20 protein-coding genes and 4 tRNA genes are annotated in these 21,654 nt (G+C 34.3%); 8 read left to right on the forward strand and 16 right to left on the reverse strand.

The window, feature by feature from the left end; all coding sequences use genetic code 11:
- Positions 1–6: 6 nt before the first annotated feature.
- Positions 7–1,224: a cell surface protein gene (locus BW983_RS12165; protein ID WP_076552203.1), complete on the forward strand. Its 1,218-nt coding sequence runs from the start codon at positions 7–9 to the stop codon at positions 1,222–1,224.
- A gap of 31 nt (positions 1,225–1,255) precedes the next feature.
- Positions 1,256–3,574 carry a DUF5074 domain-containing protein gene (locus BW983_RS12170; protein WP_076552204.1) on the forward strand — a complete coding sequence of 773 codons (2,319 nt, stop codon included), beginning with the start codon at positions 1,256–1,258 and terminating at the stop codon, positions 3,572–3,574.
- 220 nt (positions 3,575–3,794) lie between these two features.
- Here the strand turns inward: BW983_RS12170 and BW983_RS12175 are convergent, their stop codons facing one another.
- From BW983_RS12175 to BW983_RS12215, 9 genes are all read right to left on the reverse strand, one after another.
- A complete protein-coding gene (locus BW983_RS12175) occupies positions 3,795–4,574 on the reverse strand; it encodes a T9SS type A sorting domain-containing protein (RefSeq protein ID WP_076552205.1) in 780 nt (259 codons plus the stop codon).
- Between the two features lie 214 nt (positions 4,575–4,788).
- On the reverse strand, positions 4,789–5,562 hold the full coding sequence (locus tag BW983_RS12180) for a T9SS type A sorting domain-containing protein (protein WP_076552206.1): 774 nt from the start codon (positions 5,560–5,562) through the stop codon (positions 4,789–4,791).
- 295 nt (positions 5,563–5,857) lie between these two features.
- Positions 5,858–5,932 (reverse strand) — tRNA-Glu (locus BW983_RS12185).
- 63 nt (positions 5,933–5,995) lie between these two features.
- A tRNA-Glu gene (locus tag BW983_RS12190) sits at positions 5,996–6,067 on the reverse strand.
- Between the two features lie 77 nt (positions 6,068–6,144).
- Positions 6,145–6,216: transfer RNA gene (locus BW983_RS12195), tRNA-Glu, on the reverse strand.
- Between the two features lie 10 nt (positions 6,217–6,226).
- The gene (rpsT, locus tag BW983_RS12200; protein WP_002983073.1) at positions 6,227–6,481 is read right to left on the reverse strand and encodes a 30S ribosomal protein S20; all 255 of its coding nucleotides are present in this window, start codon (positions 6,479–6,481) and stop codon (positions 6,227–6,229) included.
- A 66-nt stretch (positions 6,482–6,547) separates the two neighbouring features.
- Positions 6,548–6,868 (reverse strand): hypothetical protein, encoded by a 321-nt coding sequence (locus BW983_RS12205; RefSeq protein WP_045491242.1) that lies wholly within the window; start codon positions 6,866–6,868, stop codon positions 6,548–6,550.
- A gap of 510 nt (positions 6,869–7,378) precedes the next feature.
- Positions 7,379–7,450: transfer RNA gene (locus tag BW983_RS12210), tRNA-Glu, on the reverse strand.
- A 58-nt stretch (positions 7,451–7,508) separates the two neighbouring features.
- The gene (locus BW983_RS12215; RefSeq protein WP_076552207.1) at positions 7,509–8,795 is read right to left on the reverse strand and encodes an N-acetylmuramoyl-L-alanine amidase family protein; all 1,287 of its coding nucleotides are present in this window, start codon (positions 8,793–8,795) and stop codon (positions 7,509–7,511) included.
- A gap of 53 nt (positions 8,796–8,848) precedes the next feature.
- On the opposite strand from BW983_RS12215, the gene BW983_RS12220 reads away from it, so the two are divergent.
- From BW983_RS12220 to BW983_RS12230, 3 genes are all read left to right on the forward strand, one after another.
- Positions 8,849–11,434 carry a putative LPS assembly protein LptD gene (locus BW983_RS12220; RefSeq protein WP_076552208.1) on the forward strand — a complete coding sequence of 862 codons (2,586 nt, stop codon included), beginning with the start codon at positions 8,849–8,851 and terminating at the stop codon, positions 11,432–11,434.
- A gap of 129 nt (positions 11,435–11,563) precedes the next feature.
- The gene (locus tag BW983_RS12225; protein WP_045491236.1) at positions 11,564–11,944 is read left to right on the forward strand and encodes a RidA family protein; all 381 of its coding nucleotides are present in this window, start codon (positions 11,564–11,566) and stop codon (positions 11,942–11,944) included.
- Positions 11,944–12,399 (forward strand): hypothetical protein, encoded by a 456-nt coding sequence (locus tag BW983_RS12230; RefSeq protein ID WP_076552209.1) that lies wholly within the window; start codon positions 11,944–11,946, stop codon positions 12,397–12,399. The genes BW983_RS12225 and BW983_RS12230 overlap by 1 nt, the downstream gene beginning before the upstream one ends.
- A 94-nt stretch (positions 12,400–12,493) precedes the next feature.
- Here the strand turns inward: BW983_RS12230 and BW983_RS12235 are convergent, their stop codons facing one another.
- Positions 12,494–14,020: a trypsin-like peptidase domain-containing protein gene (locus BW983_RS12235; protein ID WP_076552210.1), complete on the reverse strand. Its 1,527-nt coding sequence runs from the start codon at positions 14,018–14,020 to the stop codon at positions 12,494–12,496.
- A 348-nt stretch (positions 14,021–14,368) separates the two neighbouring features.
- Between BW983_RS12235 and trhO the strand changes: the two genes are divergently transcribed.
- Together trhO and BW983_RS12245 are read left to right on the forward strand one after the other, a co-directional pair.
- On the forward strand, positions 14,369–15,739 hold the full coding sequence (gene trhO / locus BW983_RS12240; protein WP_076552211.1) for an oxygen-dependent tRNA uridine(34) hydroxylase TrhO: 1,371 nt from the start codon (positions 14,369–14,371) through the stop codon (positions 15,737–15,739).
- Between the two features lie 77 nt (positions 15,740–15,816).
- Positions 15,817–16,362: a 5-formyltetrahydrofolate cyclo-ligase gene (locus BW983_RS12245; protein WP_394333186.1), complete on the forward strand. Its 546-nt coding sequence runs from the start codon at positions 15,817–15,819 to the stop codon at positions 16,360–16,362.
- Here BW983_RS12245 and BW983_RS12250 read toward each other — a convergent pair.
- Both BW983_RS12250 and BW983_RS12255 read right to left on the reverse strand, forming a co-directional pair.
- Positions 16,311–16,889, reverse strand: coding sequence for a hypothetical protein (locus tag BW983_RS12250; RefSeq protein ID WP_076552213.1), 579 nt, complete (start codon positions 16,887–16,889; stop codon positions 16,311–16,313). The genes BW983_RS12245 and BW983_RS12250 overlap by 52 nt on opposite strands.
- Positions 16,873–18,048: a hypothetical protein gene (locus BW983_RS12255; RefSeq protein ID WP_076552214.1), complete on the reverse strand. Its 1,176-nt coding sequence runs from the start codon at positions 18,046–18,048 to the stop codon at positions 16,873–16,875. The genes BW983_RS12250 and BW983_RS12255 overlap by 17 nt, the downstream gene beginning before the upstream one ends.
- 183 nt (positions 18,049–18,231) lie before the next feature.
- Here BW983_RS12255 and BW983_RS12260 point away from each other — a divergent pair, with 183 nt between their 5' ends.
- Positions 18,232–18,561, forward strand: a complete 330-nt coding sequence (locus tag BW983_RS12260; protein ID WP_065395887.1) for a hypothetical protein — start codon at positions 18,232–18,234, stop codon at positions 18,559–18,561.
- Positions 18,562–18,710: 149 nt separating this feature from the next.
- On the opposite strand, the gene BW983_RS12265 is transcribed toward BW983_RS12260, so the two are convergent.
- The 4 genes from BW983_RS12265 to BW983_RS12280 form a co-directional block, all read right to left on the reverse strand.
- Positions 18,711–19,478: a TrmH family RNA methyltransferase gene (locus tag BW983_RS12265; RefSeq protein WP_076552215.1), complete on the reverse strand. Its 768-nt coding sequence runs from the start codon at positions 19,476–19,478 to the stop codon at positions 18,711–18,713.
- Between the two features lie 20 nt (positions 19,479–19,498).
- Entirely contained in the window at positions 19,499–20,290 is a 792-nt protein-coding gene (locus BW983_RS12270; RefSeq protein ID WP_167369982.1) for a CPBP family intramembrane glutamic endopeptidase, read from the reverse strand.
- A 90-nt stretch (positions 20,291–20,380) separates the two neighbouring features.
- Entirely contained in the window at positions 20,381–21,211 is an 831-nt protein-coding gene (locus tag BW983_RS12275) for a LytTR family DNA-binding domain-containing protein (protein WP_076552217.1), read from the reverse strand.
- A 32-nt stretch (positions 21,212–21,243) separates the two neighbouring features.
- Positions 21,244–21,648, reverse strand: coding sequence for a hypothetical protein (locus tag BW983_RS12280; protein WP_076552218.1), 405 nt, complete (start codon positions 21,646–21,648; stop codon positions 21,244–21,246).
- Positions 21,649–21,654: the final 6 nt, after the last annotated feature.

A 21,654-nucleotide genomic window follows, 5' to 3' on the forward strand; every position in this document is an offset into this window, starting at 1 on the left:
AGAAACATGAATAAAAAAACTGTTAATTATGTTATAACCGGGCTTTTATCTCTTCTTTTTGCAGGAATGATAGCCTCTTGTAAACATGACGATGATGAGGTGAATACGCCTACAGATCCTATTGTGACAGAGCCTTTCAAAGGATTGGATTCGGCTTATACGATTGAGCGTTTCAGAGTATTGAGTATTCCTACGAATATTCCCAATAACATTACCTGGAGCATTAATGACTCTATTATTTCTCAGAATTCTGAATTGGAATTTATCAGTACCAAGGTAGCTACTTATCCTTTAACCTTAAAGATCGGAAGTACAGGAGAAGTATTTCATTCTAAAATTAAAGTAACAAAAGAAGCCGGTACAATGAGTAAATATATTTCTGATGTATTGGATTTCCGTCCGGCTGTAGGACAGTTTATGAACGAAATTCCTGAATATGAACCGGGACATACAGCTAATGATATACTTGCCAAAGTAAAAAAAGCACTAGTTGGTCCTACTACTTCAGATATAACTCTTGGTGGTTTCGGAGGTTACGTTGTTTTTGGCTTTGATCATACCATTCCAAATAAGGAAGGAAGAGATTTTAAAATCCTTGGGAATGCATTCTTTGGAAACGCAGCTACTGATCCCCGTTCAGGATCTTGTGAGCCGGGAATTATCATGGTTGCCTATGATCGAAATAAAAACGGAAAACCAGATGATAATGAATGGTATGAAATAGCAGGAAGTGAATATTTTAAAAATACAACAATAAGGAATTACAGCATCACTTATTTCAAACCGGATGAAAATAAAACACCTGTCCCAGGAAATCTGGGGTGGAATATAGATGTGGAATATATCAAATGGCAGGATAACCAAGGAAACAGTGGTTTCAAAACAAAGAATGTCTTCCATTTACAGAGTTATTACCCTCTTTGGATCCCTGGTCCTTCTTATGCTTTTACAGGAACAAGGCTTAAAAATAATTTTTATGATCAAAGTGGTAATGGATCGTATTGGGTAGGGAAATCATATGAGTATGGATATGCAGATAATGCTCCCAATCAAGATGAGGCATCCAATATTGATATTTCCTGGGCTGTTGACCAAAGTGGTAAATACGTAAAGCTTCCGGGGATCGATTTTGTAAAAGTATATACAGGAATCAATCAGGAAGCTGGAAGGCTGGGAGAGGTTTCTACAGAAGTTTCAGGAGCATATGATTTACATTTTAAATAAAAATCAATAATTCAACTATAAATTAATAAAAATGAAAAAGTTTTATCTTTTGACCCTGCTTTTTCTGTTTGCATTTTTTACGAATGCACAGATTCAGGTACAGGGTGTTCTGAGGAATGATATTCCTGGGACGGCGCAAAGCCAGCTTAGAGCAGCAGCTGCTCCATCAATCAGTTTTTCTGATATCAAGTATTGGGTAGGAACCGGTACCAATGAAGCTGCTTTTGTGGTACAGTGGAATGACAGTAAAAATCCTGATGCTCTAGTTTGGGGTTTCAGATGGAATGGAACGGCAACAGGAACAGATATGATCAAAGCAATTGCTAAAGAAGATCAAAGACTTTTTACTTTACTTTATCAGGGAACGCCACAGGGAACAGCTGTAGGAGGCTTCGGTTTTGACCTTGACGGACAGAATTTGCCAGGTCTATATTATAATGGAAATACATCTGCTCCGCTTCTTCCTGTAAACGGAATCGTTAATACAACAGCATATAATTTTGATGGTTATACTGCGATAGATACTAATGATCACTGGCAATCTGGTTGGGCAACTAAAGGATATTGGTCTTACTGGATTAAAAACCCTGCAAATGCTAATTTTGGATATTCAGGAGTAGGAGCATCTTCCCGTGTATTACAAAACGGATCATGGGATGTATGGAACTTTAATCCATCATTTAGTACAGTTCCAATTTCTTCAACATTGACACCTGTTTCTCCTTATGCTCCATCCGCTGCTTTAACAAGTGTGATGAATTTAAGGTCAGCAAATAGACTGAACAATTATACCAACGGATTCTTTATCGTAAATGAAGAATGGTTCGGACACACCAACGGATCTGTAAACTTTTTAGACAACAACGGAACCACTGAGTATAGAGTATATAGCAGTGCAAACAATAATCATGCTTTCGGAGCAACTACTCAGTACGGAACCATTTATGGAGACAAATTCTACTTTGTTTCAAAGCAGGAAGCTGATTTTGGTGACACACAATATACTCCTGGAGGAAGACTTGTTGTGGCGAATGCAGAGACTATGGAGAAATTAGCTTCATTCAATGATATTGGCGGTGGAGATGGAAGATCATTTGTCGGGGTGAATGAACACAAGGGATATATCGGTGCTTCTAATGGGATCTTCGTATTTAATATTGATAATCTAACGATAGGAAATATAATCCCGGGAACAGAAGGAACAGATCTTTACAGTGAGCAGATTGGGAATCTGATTCGTACCTCAAAGCATGTATATGCCGTAAAACAAGGAGTAGGAATTTTAGTCATTGATCCAAATACGGATACTGTAATTCACACGGTTGCTGGAGACTTCGATTCAGTAGTTCAGGCTAAAGACGGAAGTATCTGGGCAATTCAGCAGCAAGCTGTTGTGAATATTAATGCAGCAACATTTGCAACGCAATCTTACAATATCCCAACTTCAACTTACCTTAGTTCTTGGGGAGCTTGGACTGCAGGTAGTTTTGCAGCGAGTAATACTGAAAATGTTCTTTATTGGTTCAAAGCAGGAGCTGTATGGGGAATTGGTAGTGAAGTTGTAAGATTTGATGTGGCTACCAAAGCATTCAATGAAAGCTTTATTACAATACCTGGGCAACAGGCAGGAGTTGATAAGCAAAGTCCTTACGGTTCAGCATTACGAGTAAATCCGGTAACTGGAGAGCTTATAGTAAATACGACTAACAGTCAGTATAACAAGAACTGGGTACATATATATAATACTAGCGGAACGTTAACGAATACAAGATCATTGACTGATTATTACTGGTTCCCGGCATTAACGGTATTCCCGGATAATACAGCTCCAACAGTAAATAATACATTCCCATCACAAGCTACAGTTGGAAATATTACAACTATTGACCTGAAAACAGTAGTTTCAGATACGGATAATTTCAATGTTGCAATTGTAAAATCAATCAAATCAAACAGTAATTCTTCTGTAGTTTCAGCAGAGATCAATGCAAATGATGAATTAGTTTTAACTCCGCTTAGTGCAGGAACTGCAGATATTGTAATCAAATTTAATTCTAATGGAAAACTTGTTGAAAAAACACTTACAGTAAACAGTCTTGGTAATACTTTATCCACAGTTGAGGTGAAAAAACTTCAATTCAGTATTTATCCAAATCCAGCTACGGATATTGTTTATATCAAAACACCTGAAAAAATTATAAGCGTATCTATTTATGATGCTTCAGGTAAATTGGTTAACGCACATTTCAGTAATGGGCAGGTAAATGTAAATACGTTGCCAAAAGGAGTATACATTCTAAAAGCTACAACTGATAAAGCTTTGTATCAGGAAAAAATAATTAAAAAATAATTTTAGCATAGCTAATTTTTGTTTCACTCTTGCCTCGTTCAATTTTTTGGACGAGGTTTTTTTATATTAATGGAAAAGTTGTAGTGATGATATTTGAATCCGTGAAAGAATTTTTCAAGTGAATGTTTCTTAACTTTAAGAAACATTTCTATTTCTGTAGATGATATAAAACAAAAACGGCAGGCTTAAAAAGCCTGCCGTTTTTTCTGGTTGCAATATTTTATTTAATCATAATTTTTTGAGAGTAGATTTCTCCTTTTTTCGTTTGAAGAGTCATAATGTAAACCCCACGAGGTTGATTGGTCTCAAACGTATTTGACTGTAGTTTCGTACGGAAGACCTCTTTTCCTGATGTATTTACCAATGTTACTTCAGAACCTTCTGCCGGAAGACTCTTATCAAGAGTAACCTGCCCATTTTGACTAGCAACTTTCATGCTGATGAATGGATCTCTATATTGGTATCCATAATATACTCTAAGTTCACCACCCAAACTCAATAAACCTGCATTTACGTTAATTTTAATACGATCATAAGGGATATTCATTGTAAGTTCAATTTCTCCTTTACTAGGGTCTGTATCTCCAAGTTTAAGAATCTTGTTGGTTAAGTTTTGATAATCATTATTGGAAACATCACCATTGAAAGTCTCAATAGAAACACCTCCTAATACCTGAGCATTTAACGGAGTTCCATTAGAGCCAATACCAATAACTAGCTTGTTGGTATAAGTACTGTTTGGGAAAATTAATGTTTGTTCAGTACGTGCCAGTAACCCAACGGATACTTGTAATACAGAGTAATCATTTTCGTTAGGTCCAATTGCGTTAAGAGGATTTACCACTCCACAACCTATACAAACACCATATACCTGACTGGTTTGAGCATTTGCATAATACTTGGTGATCTGTGCAGAAGACATAGAGCTCATTAAGAACAAAAATAGGGCTGACATAGCGGCTTTTGCTGCCCCTAGTCTCACAAATAAATTGGTTTTCATATGTTGATATTTTAAGATTTTAGTTTTTGTAAATTTACATATAAAATGATTATGTTAGTGAATTTATTTCTTTTTTTTGTGATTTATTAATATTTCATTTAAATAAAATTAAAATTTTGCTTTTGTTTGAATGAAATGAAATAATTGTTGTTCTTGCTATTAAACATAAAAAAACGGTAACCTCCAGATGAGATTACCGTTTAATTTTGTTAAATTATTTGATGATAATTTTTTTAGAATAGGTTTTACCGTCTTTAGTTTGAACCGTTATAAAATAAACACCTTCAGTTTGATTAGACTCAAACGTTTTTGATCTTAATGTAGAACGGAAGACTTCTTTTCCTGAAATATTGGTTAATGCTATTTCAGCACCTTCCAAAGGAATATTTGCATCAAGGGTTACTTGTCCTCCTTGGCTATGAGCTGTAATATTGATCAATGGATCCTGATAAGCGTAGTAGATTCTAAACCCTCCGCCAAGACTTAATACACCTCCTGTTAAACCGATTCTTATTCCATCATAAGGTTTTTCTGGTTTGAATTCTACAGTACCTCTGTTTGGAGTTGCTCCAAGCTTTAATAAACTTACATCAATTGTTCTTCTGTCTTCATTGGATGTTCCACCATTCATTGTTTCAAGAGTTACGCCACTTAATAATTGTACAGATAGTGGAATATTATCTGTTCCGATGCCTACTACTAATCTTGTATTTGATCTAAGATCTGGAAATGTCAATGTTTGTTGGATACCACCTAATAATGCAGTCCCTAGCACCATAGTAGAATAATCATCTTGATTGTTTCCAATCGCATTCTGAGGATTCTCTACACGACATCCTAAACATGCTACTCCAAATACGCCTGAACTTTGAGCGTGAGCATAGATTCTGTTCTGTGCGAATGACATTGTACCTGCTGAAAATAAAAATAAAGCCATCAATGAAGCTTTAAAAGAGGAGCGATTTCCCAAAAGTAAATTAAATTTCATGTTATTTATTTTTAAATGAATAGTTTTATTCAAATTTAAGCATTAAAAGGAAAAGGGAAAAATAATATTTCCATTTATGGTGATTTTTACATGAAATTTAATATTACTATATAATGAGATATTGAGAATGCCCTTTTAAAAGGTTTTCTTAGATTAACTTTTGAAGATGTGCTCTAAAATATTAGGATTAAAAGAGCTATAGTATTGATGCAGGCTCTTGTGAATGTAGAAGTGATTATTAGATAAATAGGAGAGGTATATATACAAAAAAAAGGACTTTCGAAAAAGTCCTTTTTGGTAGCCCGTAGGGGAATCGAACCCCTCTTACCAGAATGAAAATCTGAGGTCCTAACCGATAGACGAACGGGCCCTCTATCTTCCATTACCGAAATAATGTGTTAGCTTTTGTTTTTATAAGTATCAACTCTTATTGTAGCCCGTAGGGGAATCGAACCCCTCTTACCAGAATGAAAATCTGAGGTCCTAACCGATAGACGAACGGGCCGGTTAGATTATGAAGTAATAGCTTTCTACTTTGTTTTTAAAAACCACTATAAAAACAAGTGGTTTTTAAAAATTAAGTAGCCCGTAGGGGAATCGAACCCCTCTTACCAGAATGAAAATCTGAGGTCCTAACCGATAGACGAACGGGCCGCTATACTTATTACGCTAATTTATTAACGTGTTTTGTCAATTTGCTTTTCAAGTTAGCCGCTTTGTTCTTGTGGATAATATTTTTCTTAGCTAATTTATCCAATAAAGCGATAACTTTTGGCAGTTGCTCTGTTGCAGCAGCTTTGTTTTCCTCATTTCTTAAGGCTTTCAATGCTGTTCTAGCAGTCTTGTGATAATATCTATTACGAAGTCTTCTAGTTTCGTTCTGTCTGATTCTCTTTAGTGCTGATTTATGATTTGCCATATCGTTCAAATGTGAGTGCAAAACTATAAACTTTTTTTGAAACTACCAAATTTATTTTTAAAAAATTTAATTTTCTTCTGAAAGGTACTTTCTAAGCTTATCTATTGCTTGTTCTATTTTTAAATTTTCTTGTTCTTTTTCTATTTTTTTGATCGTATTTCCCAACATGATCAGTGCGTTATTCCATTCTCCAGTAGTATTGGTGAAAGTAAGTCCATCTATTGTTACTTCAAAAGCAACCCTTTCTCCGGTCCTGTAAAGCCTGAAACTTATTTTATCATCCTTGCCTGTAATCCCTTCTTCATTGATTTGTAAATCATAACTTTTTGGGTTAGAGTGGATTTTCTTAAAAAGCAATTTCGCTTCTTGTATTTTTAAATCCGGCATGATATAAAATTTGATAATCTGTAGTCTCCTACAGACTGTGGGTTATCAATAATATTTTTCATCAGTGTCACCATATTTGTTGACCAATTATGGTTAAATTTATTAAAAAATTTTTGCAAATATAATGCTTTTGTGAGATATAACGTAAATAGAATGCTTTTTTGAAAGAAAAGTAATGGTGTTTTTATAGTGTTAGAAAATAAATGGCTCATTACCAATGTGCTATAATTCCAATATTTTCAGTGATGATCTTACAATTTAATGAAAATATCCAGTGAAAGAACAAGAAAATAGTCATTCAATGTTTTATACTGAGCCATAATAAGAGAGAAATGAGCCTCGTAATCCATAAAATGGACTGTGGTTAAAAAGTAGCCGATGGGTTATTTTTACTAAGAAATTTGGTTTTAATAGGAAAAGCATCAAATCACCAGAATAATATCTTTCAGATTAGCCTATAGTTTTAAAATAAAAAAAGGAGAAATGATCATTGTCATTTCTCCTTTTTTGTAGCCTATAGGGGAATCGAACCCCTGTTGCAAGAATGAAAATCTTGAGTCCTGACCACTAGACGAATAGGCCAAATTTTTGAGGTAGCAAAAGTAGAAAAACCTTTTGGAACCTCAAAATTATTTTTTAGTTATTTGTAAACTTTTTGAATCACGGTATTCTTAATTCCTTTGGCTTCAACTTCTTTCTGTAATTTCACAGCATCTTCCAAAGTATATACCTTTCCGTAAGTATAATAGAAAACGCCGCTATCCTTCTCTCTTTCTACATCTTTAAGGTTCTGAAGAATGTAAGAGTTTCCATTAAGTTTTTCACCCGTATAAACCTCAATGGTATAATATCCCATGCTTATTTTCTGATTAGGCATAAATCCTACAGCAAAAGCATTTCTGAAGCCTGCATCCTTGGCAGATTTAAGGTTGATATCCTTTACAGAAGCCATATTCGTTACAGCGTAATAATACTTGTATTGTCCGTTTTCCTTAATGGTAAGAATATAGCTAAGCCCTTTTAAAGCTGGGTCATTTTCATTGTATTTGGTAGGAGAACTCATCAGTAGTATTCTGAAATCATTTTTCAGAGGTACTTCGGCAGGCTTTTCAGGTTCCTGCTTTTTGATAGCAATAGACCCTCCAGATTTTCTGTCAATCGCTTTTTTATAATCGATGATAGCATTATAAATACTTTCAGAAATTTCATTCTGTCCTTTTTCGGATGCTATATAGTGACTTTCTTCCGGATGGTTAATGAATCCAGTTTCAATCAATACTGAAGGCATGGCATTCATACGAAGAACGTGAAGGTTCTTCTGGAAAACACCTCTTGAAAATCTTTTGTCTTTATTAACAAAGTTGCCTTCTACTAATCCTCCTAAAAGAAGACTTGATTCAAGATATTTACTTTGTTGAAGTTTCAATGCAATCAAAGATTCAGGAGAGTCTGGGTTGTAAGAACCGAAGGTCTGCTTATCTTTTTCATCCAAAAAGATTACATCGTTTTCTCTTTTTGCCACCTCAAGGTTTTCATTATTTTGATTCGGTCCCTGTACGTAAGTTTCCGTACCATAAGCGGTAGGTCTCGCTGAGGAATTACAGTGGATAGATACAAAAAGATCCGCTTTACTTCTGTTGGCAAGGTTTGTTCTGTCAGATAGAGATGGGTATTCATCAATCTTTCGGGTATAGATTACCTTAAAGTCTCTGTTTTTTTCTAGCATGGCGCCTACTTTTAGCGTAATTGCCAGTGTAACATCTTTTTCTGCTACTCTTCCAATGTCCGAATAAGACCTGTTAGCTCCATGATCACTTCCTCCGTGTCCTGCATCCAGAACGATTGTAAACTTCTTTTGAGAGAAAAAAAAGTTACTGATTAGAATAAGGAGAAATGATAAAATTATTTTAAAATTTTGTTTGTGCATCTTACAGTTATAAAAATTATATTAATTTTGGGCCTTAATTATATAGCATAAAATTGACCAAAACCGTCCTCAAAAATATATTACAAATTTTAATTATCCTAATTTTTAACAATTTTTTAGCACAGAAAACGCCCGAAAAATTGCCTAAAAATGTGGTTAATGATACTATTTCCAAAAAGGATACCATAGTCGCAAAAAAAGAAACTTTAGATGACGTACTCCGCACTAAAGCAGATGATCAGCGAAGAGATATCCCCAAGAAAATGACGTTCCTGAACAAGAACGCTCAGGTAAAATACCAGGATATGCAGATTGATGCAGATTATATTTCGATTGATGATAATAAAAATCTGATCTATGCTCGTGGTAAACAAGATTCTTTAGGAAAGATTATAGAGCCTGTAATCACTACTCAGGCAGGGAAAAAGTACGAAACCAACGAGTTTAGTTATAATACAAAGACAAAACAGGCAATCGCTTTCAATGCAAGAACAGAAGAAAGTGAGGGGGTAATCATCGCCCAAAAAACTAAGAAGTATAATGATACGGTTTTCGCAATGAGAAACGCAGATTATACGACCGATGATTATTTTATTAAGAAAAAAGATACTGCTGCCGATTACTTTATGAGAGCTTATTATATCAAGCTTATTAAAACCAAAAAGAAATCTCAGATTGTTACCGGTCCTATTCAAATGTATATAGAAAAGGTTCCTACGCCTTTATATCTTCCGTTTGCTATTTTGCCATTCTCAGATAAAAGGGCAGCCGGGATTCTTATACCAAGTTTTGGAGAAAGAGAAGATGTAGGTTTCTTCCTTAATGGAATTGGATATTACCAGCCGATAGGAGAGCACTTCGATCTTAAAGTTCTTGCGGATATTTATACAAAAGGAAGCTGGAATGTACGTCCGCAAATGAATTATCAGAAAAAGTACCGTTATTCAGGAACTTTCAATGCTGATATCGGAACAATGGTAAGAGGAATTAAAGGATTGGATGACTACAGCAGAAACAGCACATATAGAATCAACTGGAGTCATTCTCAGGATTCTAAAGCAAACCCTTTCCTTACATTCAGCGCTTCGGTAGATGTTGTAAGTACAAAGTTCTATAACAATCCGCTTAACAACAATTATATTTTCAACCAAAACGTTCTGAATACTCAGCAAAACTCAACAGTAACCCTTACCAAGAGATTTTTAAAGCTTCCGGTAACGATTACAGGTACCGCTTCATATTCTCAGAATTTTGCTACTGGATTTGCAGACCTTCGTTTGCCACAAATGAATGTTGCTATTAATCAATTTTATCTGTTTAAATCAAAAACAGGGGTAAGACAAGGTCTAATTGAAAATATTACAGTAAATACAGGTTTCAACCTTACCAATTTTGTAAATACTCAAGAGAACGAATTGTTCAAAAAAGAAATGTGGGACAAAATGCAGACAGGGCTTAAAAATAATATCTCCCTGGCTACAAATACTACATTGGCAAAATATTTTACTTTCAGTTTAAGTGCGAATATTGATAATGCTTTAACTACAAAAACATTGAACAGATATTATGATCCTGTGAAAAATGTTACCGTAGACGAAATCAATAAAAATTTTACAGGTTTTTCTACTTTTACTACCACTGCAAGTCTTCAGACAACATTGTATGGTATGATGAAATTTAAAAAAGGATCAATAGTAGAAGCGGTTAGGCATATGGTAACTCCAAGTCTTGGATTCAGCTATTCTCCGGATTTCTCAAGCCCAGGTTTTGGGTATTACAGAAACTACTACAATGCAAACGGAGCGATTACTCCTTATTCAATTTTCGAAAAAGGGATTGTAGGAAGCCCTTCAATAGGACCTGTTGGAGCATTAAACTTCAGTATCGGAAACAATATTGAAATGAAGGTGAAATCTAAGAGCGATTCTACCGGAGTGAAGAAGGTGAAGATTTTTGAATCCTTAAATATTACAGGAGGATATAACTTTGCTGCTAAAGATCACCCTTGGTCTTTGTTCAGTATTAATGGGCAGTCATCTTTCTTTAATAGCAAGCTTACAGTAAATACGAGTCTTACCCTTGAACCTTATAAAATTGCCTTTAACCCGGGAGAAACTTCAGGGATCAGAACAGAGCAGTTCGGGCATTTCAGTGTACAAGGATTCAATGTTCAGCTTTCATATCCGTTAAGCAGCGAGATCTTTGGAGAAAAGACAGATTATGCTAAAAAATACTCTTCAAAAGGAGAAGTAAGGAATGAAAATTATTATTTTGATGATGATAATTATGCTCATTTTGATCAGTCATGGACATTAAATGTAAACGCAAACTATGCTTATTCAAAAGGATTAAACAGGTTTGGAAGCAAAATTGCATCAATAGGTCTTGACGGAAGTATTAAGCTTACTCCTTACTGGAATATCAACGGAAGTACGCATTATGACCTGGTGACTAAAGAACTTGCATATACAAGGATTGGTTTCTCAAGAGATCAGCGAAGTTTTACAATCAATTTTAACTGGGTTCCGTTTGGGCAGTACAAAGTATATGACTTCTTTATTGGTATCAAAGCCAATATCTTAAGTGATGCACTGAAGTATAAGGACAGAAGTTTTACTCAGCCTAATGCACCTTTCTAATATCAGATTGGCATTTGTGAATATAAATTTTATATTTGCAACCAAAATAAACTTTAATGAAATTTCTATTGATTATCTTTTTTAAAAGTAAATAATGGTGATTTCATGCATAAAAATAAATATCCGAATATGAAACAAATAATCAACACGGTGAATGCACCAGCAGCTATCGGACCTTATTCACAAGCTAATATGGCGAACGGAGTTTTGTACATCTCTGGACAGATTCCTGTAGATCCGGCAACTGGTAAACTGGTAGAAGGAATTGAAAAAGAAACGCACCAGGTAATGAAAAATCTTGAGGCAATTCTTACTGAAGCCGGAATGACATTTAAGAATGTTGTAAAAGCAACCATCTTCCTTAAAAGTATGGATGACTTTGCTGTAATGAATGATATTTATGCTTCTTATTTAGATGCGGAAAGCTATCCTGCTCGTGAAACAGTACAGGTTTCTTGCCTTCCTAAAAATGTGGATATCGAAATTTCTATGATCGCACATCAGGATTAATGAATTTTATAAGAAATACAATTGCGGTGTTAGTGGGTCTTGGTATAGCAGGGCTTATCATTACCCTTGGTATTAGGGTTTTTCCGCAATGGGTTACTTTCGAGGCTTTTGCTCCTTTTGAACATTGGCAAAGGTTTCTTTTCAGTATGAAGGATGATAAGGCGTTTTTTGGTTTTCTTTTGTTTATTTCCGGACTGGGAACTACGATTGGAGGTGTTGCAACCGCTATCATCGTTAAATATGCCAAAGTTGCCTATGCTATTCTGATTGGTTTTATTATGCTTTTCATTGCGATGCTGGATGTGATTATATTTCCTTATCACCCTACATTCTATAAAATCTCAATCTTTCTTACTTTTTTTCCGTTTTCATGGATTGGTGGTAAGATTGTAGAAGTAATCTACGAGCGTAATAAGAAGAAAAGAATCTCAGAAAAAATAAATAAATCTAAATAACCTGAATTCAGGTTGATAAATAATTAAAAACCGCTGCAAATACTTGCAGCGGTTTTTCTTTGTGATATGAAAATAACTATTGTTTAGTTCTTGATTAAGGCATTTTAAATCCTTTAGTGTACATTCTTCCGTAGTCATCTACAAATTTCACCTGAACATTTCCTTGGTATTTATTCAGAATGCTTTCGATGTCTTTTTGCGAATTCACTGGCTTGCCATTGATTTCAATGATGATATAGTTGTCTACGATTCCGATTTTAGCCATTTCACCTCCTTCAGATACATTTTTGCTAACTACACCACTATTAAGACCATATTCTGTTTTGAATCTTTCAGTAAGAGGATCAAATTCAGCTCCGATTTTTTCCGTTACGCTAAGGTCAGCTTTAGTTCTTGTAGAAGTTCCTCCTTTCTGGTCTCTTAAAGTTACACTTGTTGTAGATTCTTTACCATTTCTTGAATAAGTTACCTGAACTTTATCACCAGGACGTTTGCTACCAATAGACATAGACAGGTCAGCAAAATCGGTGATGTCATAGTTGTCTATTTTAGTAATGATATCTCCTTTTTTCAATCCTGCATCTTCTGCACCACTATTATCTCCAAATCCAGTTACATAGACTCCGCTACCTGACTTAATTGTAGTCTTGTATTGTTTGTTGTAAGCCTGAACCTGTTGGTCGTTTGAAAGATCTAGCGATGAAACTCCTAAGAATCCTCTTTGTACGATACCGAAATTCTTAATATCCTCAACGATTTTTCTCGCTAAATTAGATGGAACGGCAAATCCGTATCCCTGATAATATCCTGTTGTAGATTGGATAGCAGAGTTAATACCGATAAGTTCTCCGTTAGTATTTACTAATGCACCACCAGAGTTACCCGGATTAATAGCAGCATCCGTTTGAATAAAGCTTTCTATTGGGTTAGTTGCTTTCCCCTGGCTTCCTAAAATACCAATTCCTCTTCCTTTAGCAGAAACAATCCCTGCTGTTACCGTAGAATTTAATCCCAGTGGGTTTCCTACTGCCAATACCCATTGTCCAACGTCAATATTGTCTGAGTTAGCAAAGTTCAAGTAAGGAAGTCCTTTTTCTTCAATCTTTAATAAGGAAATATCCGTATTCGGGTCAGTTCCTACTAAAGTTGCGATATATGATTTTTTGTTGCTTAGTACAACTTCAAGTTTATTGGCACCAGCTACAACGTGGTTGTTTGAGATGATATAACCGTCAGGAGAAATGATTACCCCAGAACCCATTCCTGAAGGCATATTTTCCGGAGCCTGTTGCTTTTGCCTTTGTTGTCCTCTTCCTCCAAATGGATCTCCAAAGAAGAAATCGAATAAATCCTGCTCAGAAGCTCTGCTTGCTGTTCTGCTTTGATAGTTTTTAATGGTAACTACAGCCGGAACGGTTGTCTTAGCTGCCTTTACAAAATCATCACCCACTGCTCCCGTATTCATTCCAGCGAATGATGCTGTAGGGGCTGCTGTTGTGAAATAAGATTGATCTCCATTATTAGAGCCATGACCAAAATATTGTATAGCTCCAACGGTAGTAGCTCCTGAGATTACTCCGACTACTGCAAATGGTAATAGTTTTTTTAAAGTACTCTTCATTGTATATCTTTCTTGTTTATTAATTAATTTATAATTATTGTTTTTGAGTAAACAAATTTAATGTTAAATAAGTAAGCAATTAGTATGCTATGTTTCAATTTTAACTAAAATTTAACGGGTATTATGTCATTTTATGCATTATGTCATAATTGTTAATGCCAGAGTTAACAAAAATTAAAAAAATATTAAAGGAAATGTGACGCAATATCACTTTGTAATAGTATGATCACAGAAAATAATAATATGAAAAAATGAACATTTACAGAAGCTGTAATTACTCATGATTTATCATTTATTAAAAATGACTATCTTTGCAAAAATATTTTTCTCACTTAAAACGTTTATAGCATGCAACTGTATAACACCTTAAGCGCAGAAGAAAGAGCTAAACTTATTGATGAAGCTGGTAAGGACCGCCTTACATTGTCTTTCTATGCGTACGCCAAAATTGAAGATCCCAAAAAATTTCGTGACGACTTATTTATAGCCTGGAATGCCCTTGATGCATTAGGTCGTATTTATGTTGCCCATGAGGGTATAAATGCTCAGATGAGTGTTCCTGCAGACCAGTTTGAGGCTTTTCGTGATACGCTGGAAGTTTACGACTTTATGAAAGGAATCCGTTTAAACGTAGCGGTTGATCAAGACAATTATTCCTTTTTAAAACTTACCATTAAAGTAAGAAATAAAATTGTTGCTGACGGACTGAATGATGAGACTTTTGATGTTACCAACAAAGGAATTCACTTAAAAGCACAGGAATTCAACAATATGCTTGATGATCCGAACACAATTGTAGTGGATTTTAGGAACCATTATGAAAGTGAAGTCGGTCATTTTGAAGGAGCAATTACTCCGGATGTTGAAAACTTCAGAGAAAGTTTACCGATTATCAACGAGCAATTACAGGATTTTAAAGAAGATAAAAACCTTTTGATGTATTGTACAGGAGGAATTCGTTGTGAAAAAGCGAGTGCCTATTTCAAACATCAGGGTTTCAAGAATGTTTATCAATTGGAAGGCGGAATTATTGAATATACGCGCCAGATAAAGGAAGAGAATATTGAAAGTAAATTCATTGGAAAGAACTTCGTATTTGACCACAGATTAGGAGAAAGAATTACAGATGATATTATTTCTCAATGTCACCAATGTGGAAAGCCTTGTGATAATCATACAAATTGCGCAAACGATGCTTGTCATCTGTTATTTATCCAATGTGATGAATGTAAGGCTGCTATGGAAAATACCTGTTCTACAGAATGTCTGGAAACTATTCATATGCCTTGGGAAGAGCAGGTGAAACTCAGAAAAGGTTTACAGGTTGGAAATAAAGTTTTCAGAAAAGGTAAATCTGATGCGTTGAAATTTAAAAATTCAGGAGACTTATCTACTCAACCTTTAGCAAAGGCTGAAACAAAGAATATCAGACAGAAAATTGCCGTTAAGAAAGTATTGGTTGGAAAAGCTGAGCACTATTACTCAAAATCAAAAATCGGACAGTTTTTAATTGAAAATCAAGAATTATCAATTGGAGATAAAGTTTTAGTTTCAGGACCTACAACTGGTGAGCAAGAACTTACAATTACTGAAATTTTTGCTAATGGAGGTCCTTGTGAAACAGCAAAGAAAGGAGATCAGATCACTTTTGAAATTCCATTTAGAGTTCGTTTATCAGACAAATTGTATAAGATATTACAACCCGCTGAAAACGCATAGCCTATAAATATACTGGTTCGGTAAGATTATTTTAATTATATTTAATAATGTTAAAAGCTGAACTTAGAAAAAAATATATGCAAAAAAGAAAAGCCTTATCTACTGATGAGGCTTTTTTGCTATCTGAAAAGATCTTTGCAAACTTTATAGACTACTTCAACCCTAAAGAATGCCAAAAAGCGCATGTTTTCCTTCCTATTTTGACTAAAAAGGAAATTGATACCCAAATCTTCATTAATTATTTTTTTGAGCATAATATCCGTGTTTTTGTCCCTAAAGTTGTTGGTGATGAACTTGTCAATATTGAAATTTTTGAGGGTTCGGCTTTTGAAACGAGTCAATGGGGAATTTCTGAACCTGTTTCTAATGAAGATTCGGGAGAGAAATATTTTGACTATGTTATTACTCCGCTTTTATATTGCGATAAAAAAGGAAACAGAGTAGGGTATGGAAAAGGTTTTTATGACGGGCTTTTTCAAAGTATTTCCCTTGAGACAAAAAAAATCGGAGTCAATTACTTTGACCCCGATGAATATATCGATGATGTCTGGAAGAATGATATTCCCCTGGACTATTTGGTTACTTCTACAGAAGTACTGTCTTTCTTAAGCGGCTTGGAATAAAAGTCTAAGAAATAGAACTTGAATTCTTTTTTCAGTTTGGATGTTGACAACAGGATATACTGTGCATTTTTCTCAAAACTTCCCAAAGACTTATTCTTATCGTCAAAATATTCTACATTGAATTTGGCGTAATCTAAGGTGTCTTTCTTATAGAATTCCTTGTAAACGTTAAGTGAATTTACCTTTGCTGCCTTTACTTTCATACTGTCGAGTTCTTTAAACATTCTTTTAAAGGTCAAAGAATCCGGCTTGTGGAAATAGCTTTCCATCTGAGAATATATAAAGCTGTCTACTTCCGTATTTCTGTTTCCACTTACATAAAGTGTGGAAAGATCAAGAAGTTCCTGAACTTTCTGCTTGGTAATAGTATTGATGGCCTGCATGCTATCCATTTGTACAGCCGGATAGCTCTTTGTGTTATTGCTGTTTCGAAGTTTATCTAAATCACTAGCTTCTGTCTTTTTATTACAGGCAAAAAATAAAGTCAGAAGTATAGAGAGAAGTAAAAAGTTATTTATTTTTTTCATCTGTAGTCGCAATTTTGAATTTAATGGATACGATCTTACCGTTGTCTTTTTTCATTTCTATTACATTCAGATTCTTGAGGGATGTAGTAGGGGTTGTAACGAGGGTGATATACTTTTGTTTGTCTATTTTTTCAATACCATAGGTGTTGTTGTCATACACCTGATAAATAACCGCATTATTACTGATTAAGTTTTCCAGCTGATTTCTTTTCTGCTTAATAAGGGCTACCTGTTCTTCTGAATTTCCTGTAATATCTTTTCTGGAGAAATAATAAGCCGCCATCTTGTAATCATCAGGTTTAAGCTCGATTTTTTCTTCTCCAGGAGCATTCTCCAGGTTTCTGTTGACTTCCAGCGGTTCATAAAATGCAGCACTGATCTTCATTTTAAGGTTTTTATCCTTGGTAGAATATGAAAAACACTCGCCTGGTTTTATTTTATACATCAAAGGAGATTCGTTTTCCTTGATTACCATTATGTCTAATGTGTTAATCACAGAAACACCTCTGTCCTTATCGATAAAACAATACGTGTAAGTTTTTGAAAAAAGAACGTCTTTGAATCCTAACAAACCAGTAATTGCAATTAATACTGAAGTAATAAGGGCCCAAGCATTCTTTTTGAAGAAATTTTTCTTAGTTGGAATTGTTGAAGTTTCAACTTCAGTTGTGGTTGTTGGTTTTTTATTAACTTCTTGATTTTCAGTGTTTGTTTTTTGTAAATCAGCGTTTTTGGGAGTCTGGATTTCAACTTTTTTAGGCTGAATTTCAGTTTTTAGAAGTTCAGGAGCTTCAGAAACTGTTTTTTCCAATTCATTGATGTCTTCTTCTTCCAGATTTTCATTTTCCAATAATAATTCTCCGGCAAAAAGATGCTGTTTTTTGAATTCGTACCATGAGTCGTAACCCGCATAAATACTCAATAAATTGAGCATGTCAATTCTTGGTAATTTGGTGACCGGTGAGTTTTTGAAATACGTGTAAAATGATTTTTCGCTGATGTTACCTTTCGCTTTTTTGCGTAGGTCTTCCTGAAAATATATGATATCTATACCCTTCCACTTGGATATGTCATCCTGCGAAGGGGTATATTCTTTTAAATATTGACCTTGGACATCCTTTTTTAGCTGTTCAAAGTGTAATAGATCTAAATCTGTCAATTTTTTTTAAAATAATTAAATTGTTGATTATCAGTTATGTTTTTTTGTAAAACTATTTTACAAAGGTATTACAATTATTTTTCATAGACAAACTTTCTAACTGCTATACCTTTGTCTTGTTCAAATAACAGAACAGAAGAAAATTTTATAAAACAATATTAACAAAATTAAATTTAATTTATTATGAAAAAGTCATTATTCGTAGCTGCTATCGCTGCAATCTCTCTAGTTGCTTGTAAAAAAACTGACGCTACAGCTACTGAAGGTACAACTGATTCTGCTGCTGCTACTGTAGCTGATTCTGCTGCTACTGTAACTGATTCTGCTGCTAAAGTTGTTGATTCTGCTGCAACTACTGCTGTAGAAGCTACTAAAGATGCTGCTGCTGCTACTACTGCTGCTGGAGCTGAAGTTGCTAAAGATGCTGCTAAAGGTGCTGCTGACGCTGCTAAAGGTGCTGCTGATGCTGCTAAAGGTGCTGCTGATGCTGCTAAAGATGCTGCTAAGAAATAATTCTAGCTTAAGCTTAAAAATAAAAGAACCGTTTCCCTGTGAAACGGTTTTTTTATGCTTTATAATCAATCATTCCCTTAGCCTGCATCGAAGGTGAAGTAGTCTATAATAAATAAAAGGAATATAGCGATGTTATATTCCTTTAGTGTTTATCCTTTCTTTTGTTTTAAAGATTCATAGCAGGTGATTGCTACGGCATTACTTAGATTTAAAGAATCTATACTTCCAGCCATCGGAATCAGAGTGTTTTTTCCTTTTCCAATCCAGAAATTACTTAACCCGGAATGTTCTGTACCAAATAAAACGGCAGAACGCTGCGTGAAATCTCTTTTATAAAGATCTTCAGCAGTTTCATCCATCAATGTTGTATAGATATTAAAACTGTTTTTCTTAAGAAATTCGAATGTTTCTTCGTTTTCAGCCTGATAAACTTCCATTCCGAAAAGGCAGCCTACGCTTGATCTGATTACATTTGGGTTATAAAAATCTGTTTTTCCATCAGCAACAATCAGGGCATCTACTCCAAATGCTTCACAGCTTCTCAGTATAGCACCTAAATTTCCCGGTTTTTCTACTCCTTCAACGATGATAACAGTGGAATTATCTTTTGGTTTATAAGATGTAAGAGGAGTGTCTTTTGTTTTATATACACCAATAATCCCTTCGGAACTGCCTCTGTAAGCTATTTTTTCATATACTTTATCGCTTACATAATGAATTTTCCCATTAGGAAGCTTTTCCTTAAAGATATTTTCACAGATAAAGAATTCCACAGGCTCAAAATCATATTGTATGGCTCTTGCATTTTCCTGCTGCCCCTCTACAACGAATACGTTTGATTTTTTACGAAACCTGTTGTCAGTAAGAAGCTTAGTGACATTTTTTATTTTTTCGTTTTGAAAACTTTCTATCAACATTTCGCAAAATTATGCAAAATTTATGATTGAACTTCTCTAGTTTTTATAAAAAGGGTTTTCCCAGTAATCTGAAATGTCTTTTTCTTCTTCTTTTTATCGTAAATCACGATACCTGTAATAAGAATTATAGATAAAAGTTTATAAAGGTTCCCATAAAAGTTTCCGGAAACATTCTCCGATACATTGAATACTTCCCAATATAGGTTCATGAAAAAATGTAGAAATATAGCAGCCCAAATATTGAAATCTTGTTCAAAATATACCCATGTGAAAAATACAGAACCTAAAAATGTAATGGCAAATATCTCAATAAGTTCTATTGTGTTCTGACTTTGATATAAGTGAACCTGCGCAAATAATAAAGATCCGAATAATATAGAAGAAAGAAATCCCAGTTTAGTAAACCTAAATAATATTCCTATGAGAAAGGCTCTGAATATGATTTCCTCAAAAAATGCTGATGAAATAGTATTGATGAACAGTGACTCAAAGCTGAGTGTATGTGCTATTTTAAAATGTAATATGTATCCAATTAAAATGGGAAAGGTTCCAATGAATGCTAGGGTAAAGCCTTTAAGTACATTTTGATCTAAAGAGAACAAGTTGAAGATTTTCTTCTGGGGAAATAAAATTTTCAGAGTAATGATTATAGGAATTAAAGTAATAGTGTATGCTAATACATGGGCTAGAGCCTTACTGCGAAATAATTCTTTTATAAAATGCTGTATATTTTTAAAGTAAAATAGATCAAAGAAATAATAGATTACAAACCCTAAGATAAAGATCAAAAAGAAGCGAATGTTTTTACTCATGTTAATTATTTTGAGCAAAAGTGTAGCTTTCCAGAATAGAGAACAATTTAATGTGATGAACATCAAGAAATAGTGACTAATAGCAAACCTTTATGTTTTAATATGTTGTAATTCGGGAATTATAATTGATATAAAGCTTCTCGATACCGGAATTTCAAAATCTATTTCCGGAAGAAATAATTTATAACCTTGAGCATTACCTTTAATATTCTTTACTTTTCCGAGGTTGATGATATAAGAACGATGACATCTTTTGATCGTTTGGGTTTGGATCTGAGTTAATATATTAGATAAACCTATTCTAAGCCATATTTTTTTAACTGTATTGCTTTCCAAATAATATAACGTACAGTAGTTTTCCATAGATTGAACACATAATAAATCTTTTTCAGCAATGGTCAAGATTGTATTGTTTGCAGAAATCCTAAGAATAGTATTTATAGAATGTTCTGGAGTTTCAATCTGCTGTGGAGTATTATTTGGGGTTATATTTTTATGGGAATTCAAATAAATATATCTTGATAAAATATAAATAGCAGAAATAGGAATACCTATAGAAAGGGAATACAAAAACATATAGCAATAATTTCCGAAACTAAGCGCTACATGACTTATAAATAATGAATTATAGAAATAAGAAAGAGTAGATCCCAGAAATAAAATCAAAAGTATTTTTAAAAGTTCCGAGATGATATTCCAATTCTTAAATCTGGAAGTGCAAAGATCTGAAGCAAAGAAAGAGCTTCCAAAAATAACAGTGTAAGGAAAGAGAATTAGATATTTGTAAGGATGATGGAAACTTTCCGTACCAAATGGCTGGAAAATAATCAGGAAAAGATATACTAAAATTCCTGCTGCCAGAGAGGAAAATAATATCTCTTTTATAGATTGGGATTTAGGATAGGGTGTAAAAGCAAGCATACCTTAGATTTTTACAAATTATAGGTTTTATCCTAAACTTTCTTAGAAGTAATCATAAGAATAATACTCCCCAATAATAGAGTGAAGCAGCTTGCCATCCAAAGAAAATATCCAGGTCCATATCCTGTAATTGGAAATTGATGTCCAGCTTCGTTTACTGTAATTTCGCCAACGGATAGATAGCAAAAGGTAAGTCCAAATGCAATCAGGCTGATGGCTGCTGATATTTTAGTTTTTTTTAATAAAAGAGAAAAAGCAGCAAAAAATAGAAGTGGATTTGCCAGCCATGCAATTCCGCCGCCCTCCATTTCTGCCCAGCCTAATAATGCGCAGGCTAGTCCGCTCATTTCATGGTCCTTTGCATATACTGCTGTGAAGGGAAGTGAAGCGAGATAAAAAAGAAGGCATATTAATAGGATAAGATTGGATTTTTTCATGGTGTT

Source organism: Chryseobacterium ureilyticum (assembly GCF_900156735.1).
Taxonomy (GTDB): domain Bacteria; phylum Bacteroidota; class Bacteroidia; order Flavobacteriales; family Weeksellaceae; genus Chryseobacterium; species Chryseobacterium ureilyticum.

Coding starts and splice junctions, on each gene's coding strand:
- BW983_RS12250 (WP_076552213.1), bottom strand. CDS start 16,889: ATGAAAAAAATAAATAACTTTTTACTTCTCTCTATACTTCTGACTTTA.
- BW983_RS12170 (WP_076552204.1), top strand. CDS start 1,256: ATGAAAAAGTTTTATCTTTTGACCCTGCTTTTTCTGTTTGCATTTTTT.
- BW983_RS12260 (WP_065395887.1), top strand. CDS start 18,232: ATGAAAAAGTCATTATTCGTAGCTGCTATCGCTGCAATCTCTCTAGTT.
- BW983_RS12230 (WP_076552209.1), top strand. CDS start 11,944: ATGAATTTTATAAGAAATACAATTGCGGTGTTAGTGGGTCTTGGTATA.
- BW983_RS12175 (WP_076552205.1), bottom strand. CDS start 4,574: ATGAAAACCAATTTATTTGTGAGACTAGGGGCAGCAAAAGCCGCTATG.
- BW983_RS12205 (WP_045491242.1), bottom strand. CDS start 6,868: ATGCCGGATTTAAAAATACAAGAAGCGAAATTGCTTTTTAAGAAAATC.
- BW983_RS12165 (WP_076552203.1), top strand. CDS start 7: ATGAATAAAAAAACTGTTAATTATGTTATAACCGGGCTTTTATCTCTT.
- BW983_RS12180 (WP_076552206.1), bottom strand. CDS start 5,562: ATGAAATTTAATTTACTTTTGGGAAATCGCTCCTCTTTTAAAGCTTCA.
- trhO (WP_076552211.1), top strand. CDS start 14,369: ATGCAACTGTATAACACCTTAAGCGCAGAAGAAAGAGCTAAACTTATT.
- BW983_RS12225 (WP_045491236.1), top strand. CDS start 11,564: ATGAAACAAATAATCAACACGGTGAATGCACCAGCAGCTATCGGACCT.
- rpsT (WP_002983073.1), bottom strand. CDS start 6,481: ATGGCAAATCATAAATCAGCACTAAAGAGAATCAGACAGAACGAAACT.
- BW983_RS12280 (WP_076552218.1), bottom strand. CDS start 21,648: ATGAAAAAATCCAATCTTATCCTATTAATATGCCTTCTTTTTTATCTC.
- BW983_RS12245 (WP_394333186.1), top strand. CDS start 15,817: ATGCAAAAAAGAAAAGCCTTATCTACTGATGAGGCTTTTTTGCTATCT.
- BW983_RS12270 (WP_167369982.1), bottom strand. CDS start 20,290: ATGAGTAAAAACATTCGCTTCTTTTTGATCTTTATCTTAGGGTTTGTA.
- BW983_RS12265 (WP_076552215.1), bottom strand. CDS start 19,478: ATGTTGATAGAAAGTTTTCAAAACGAAAAAATAAAAAATGTCACTAAG.
- BW983_RS12275 (WP_076552217.1), bottom strand. CDS start 21,211: ATGCTTGCTTTTACACCCTATCCTAAATCCCAATCTATAAAAGAGATA.
- BW983_RS12215 (WP_076552207.1), bottom strand. CDS start 8,795: ATGCACAAACAAAATTTTAAAATAATTTTATCATTTCTCCTTATTCTA.
- BW983_RS12235 (WP_076552210.1), bottom strand. CDS start 14,020: ATGAAGAGTACTTTAAAAAAACTATTACCATTTGCAGTAGTCGGAGTA.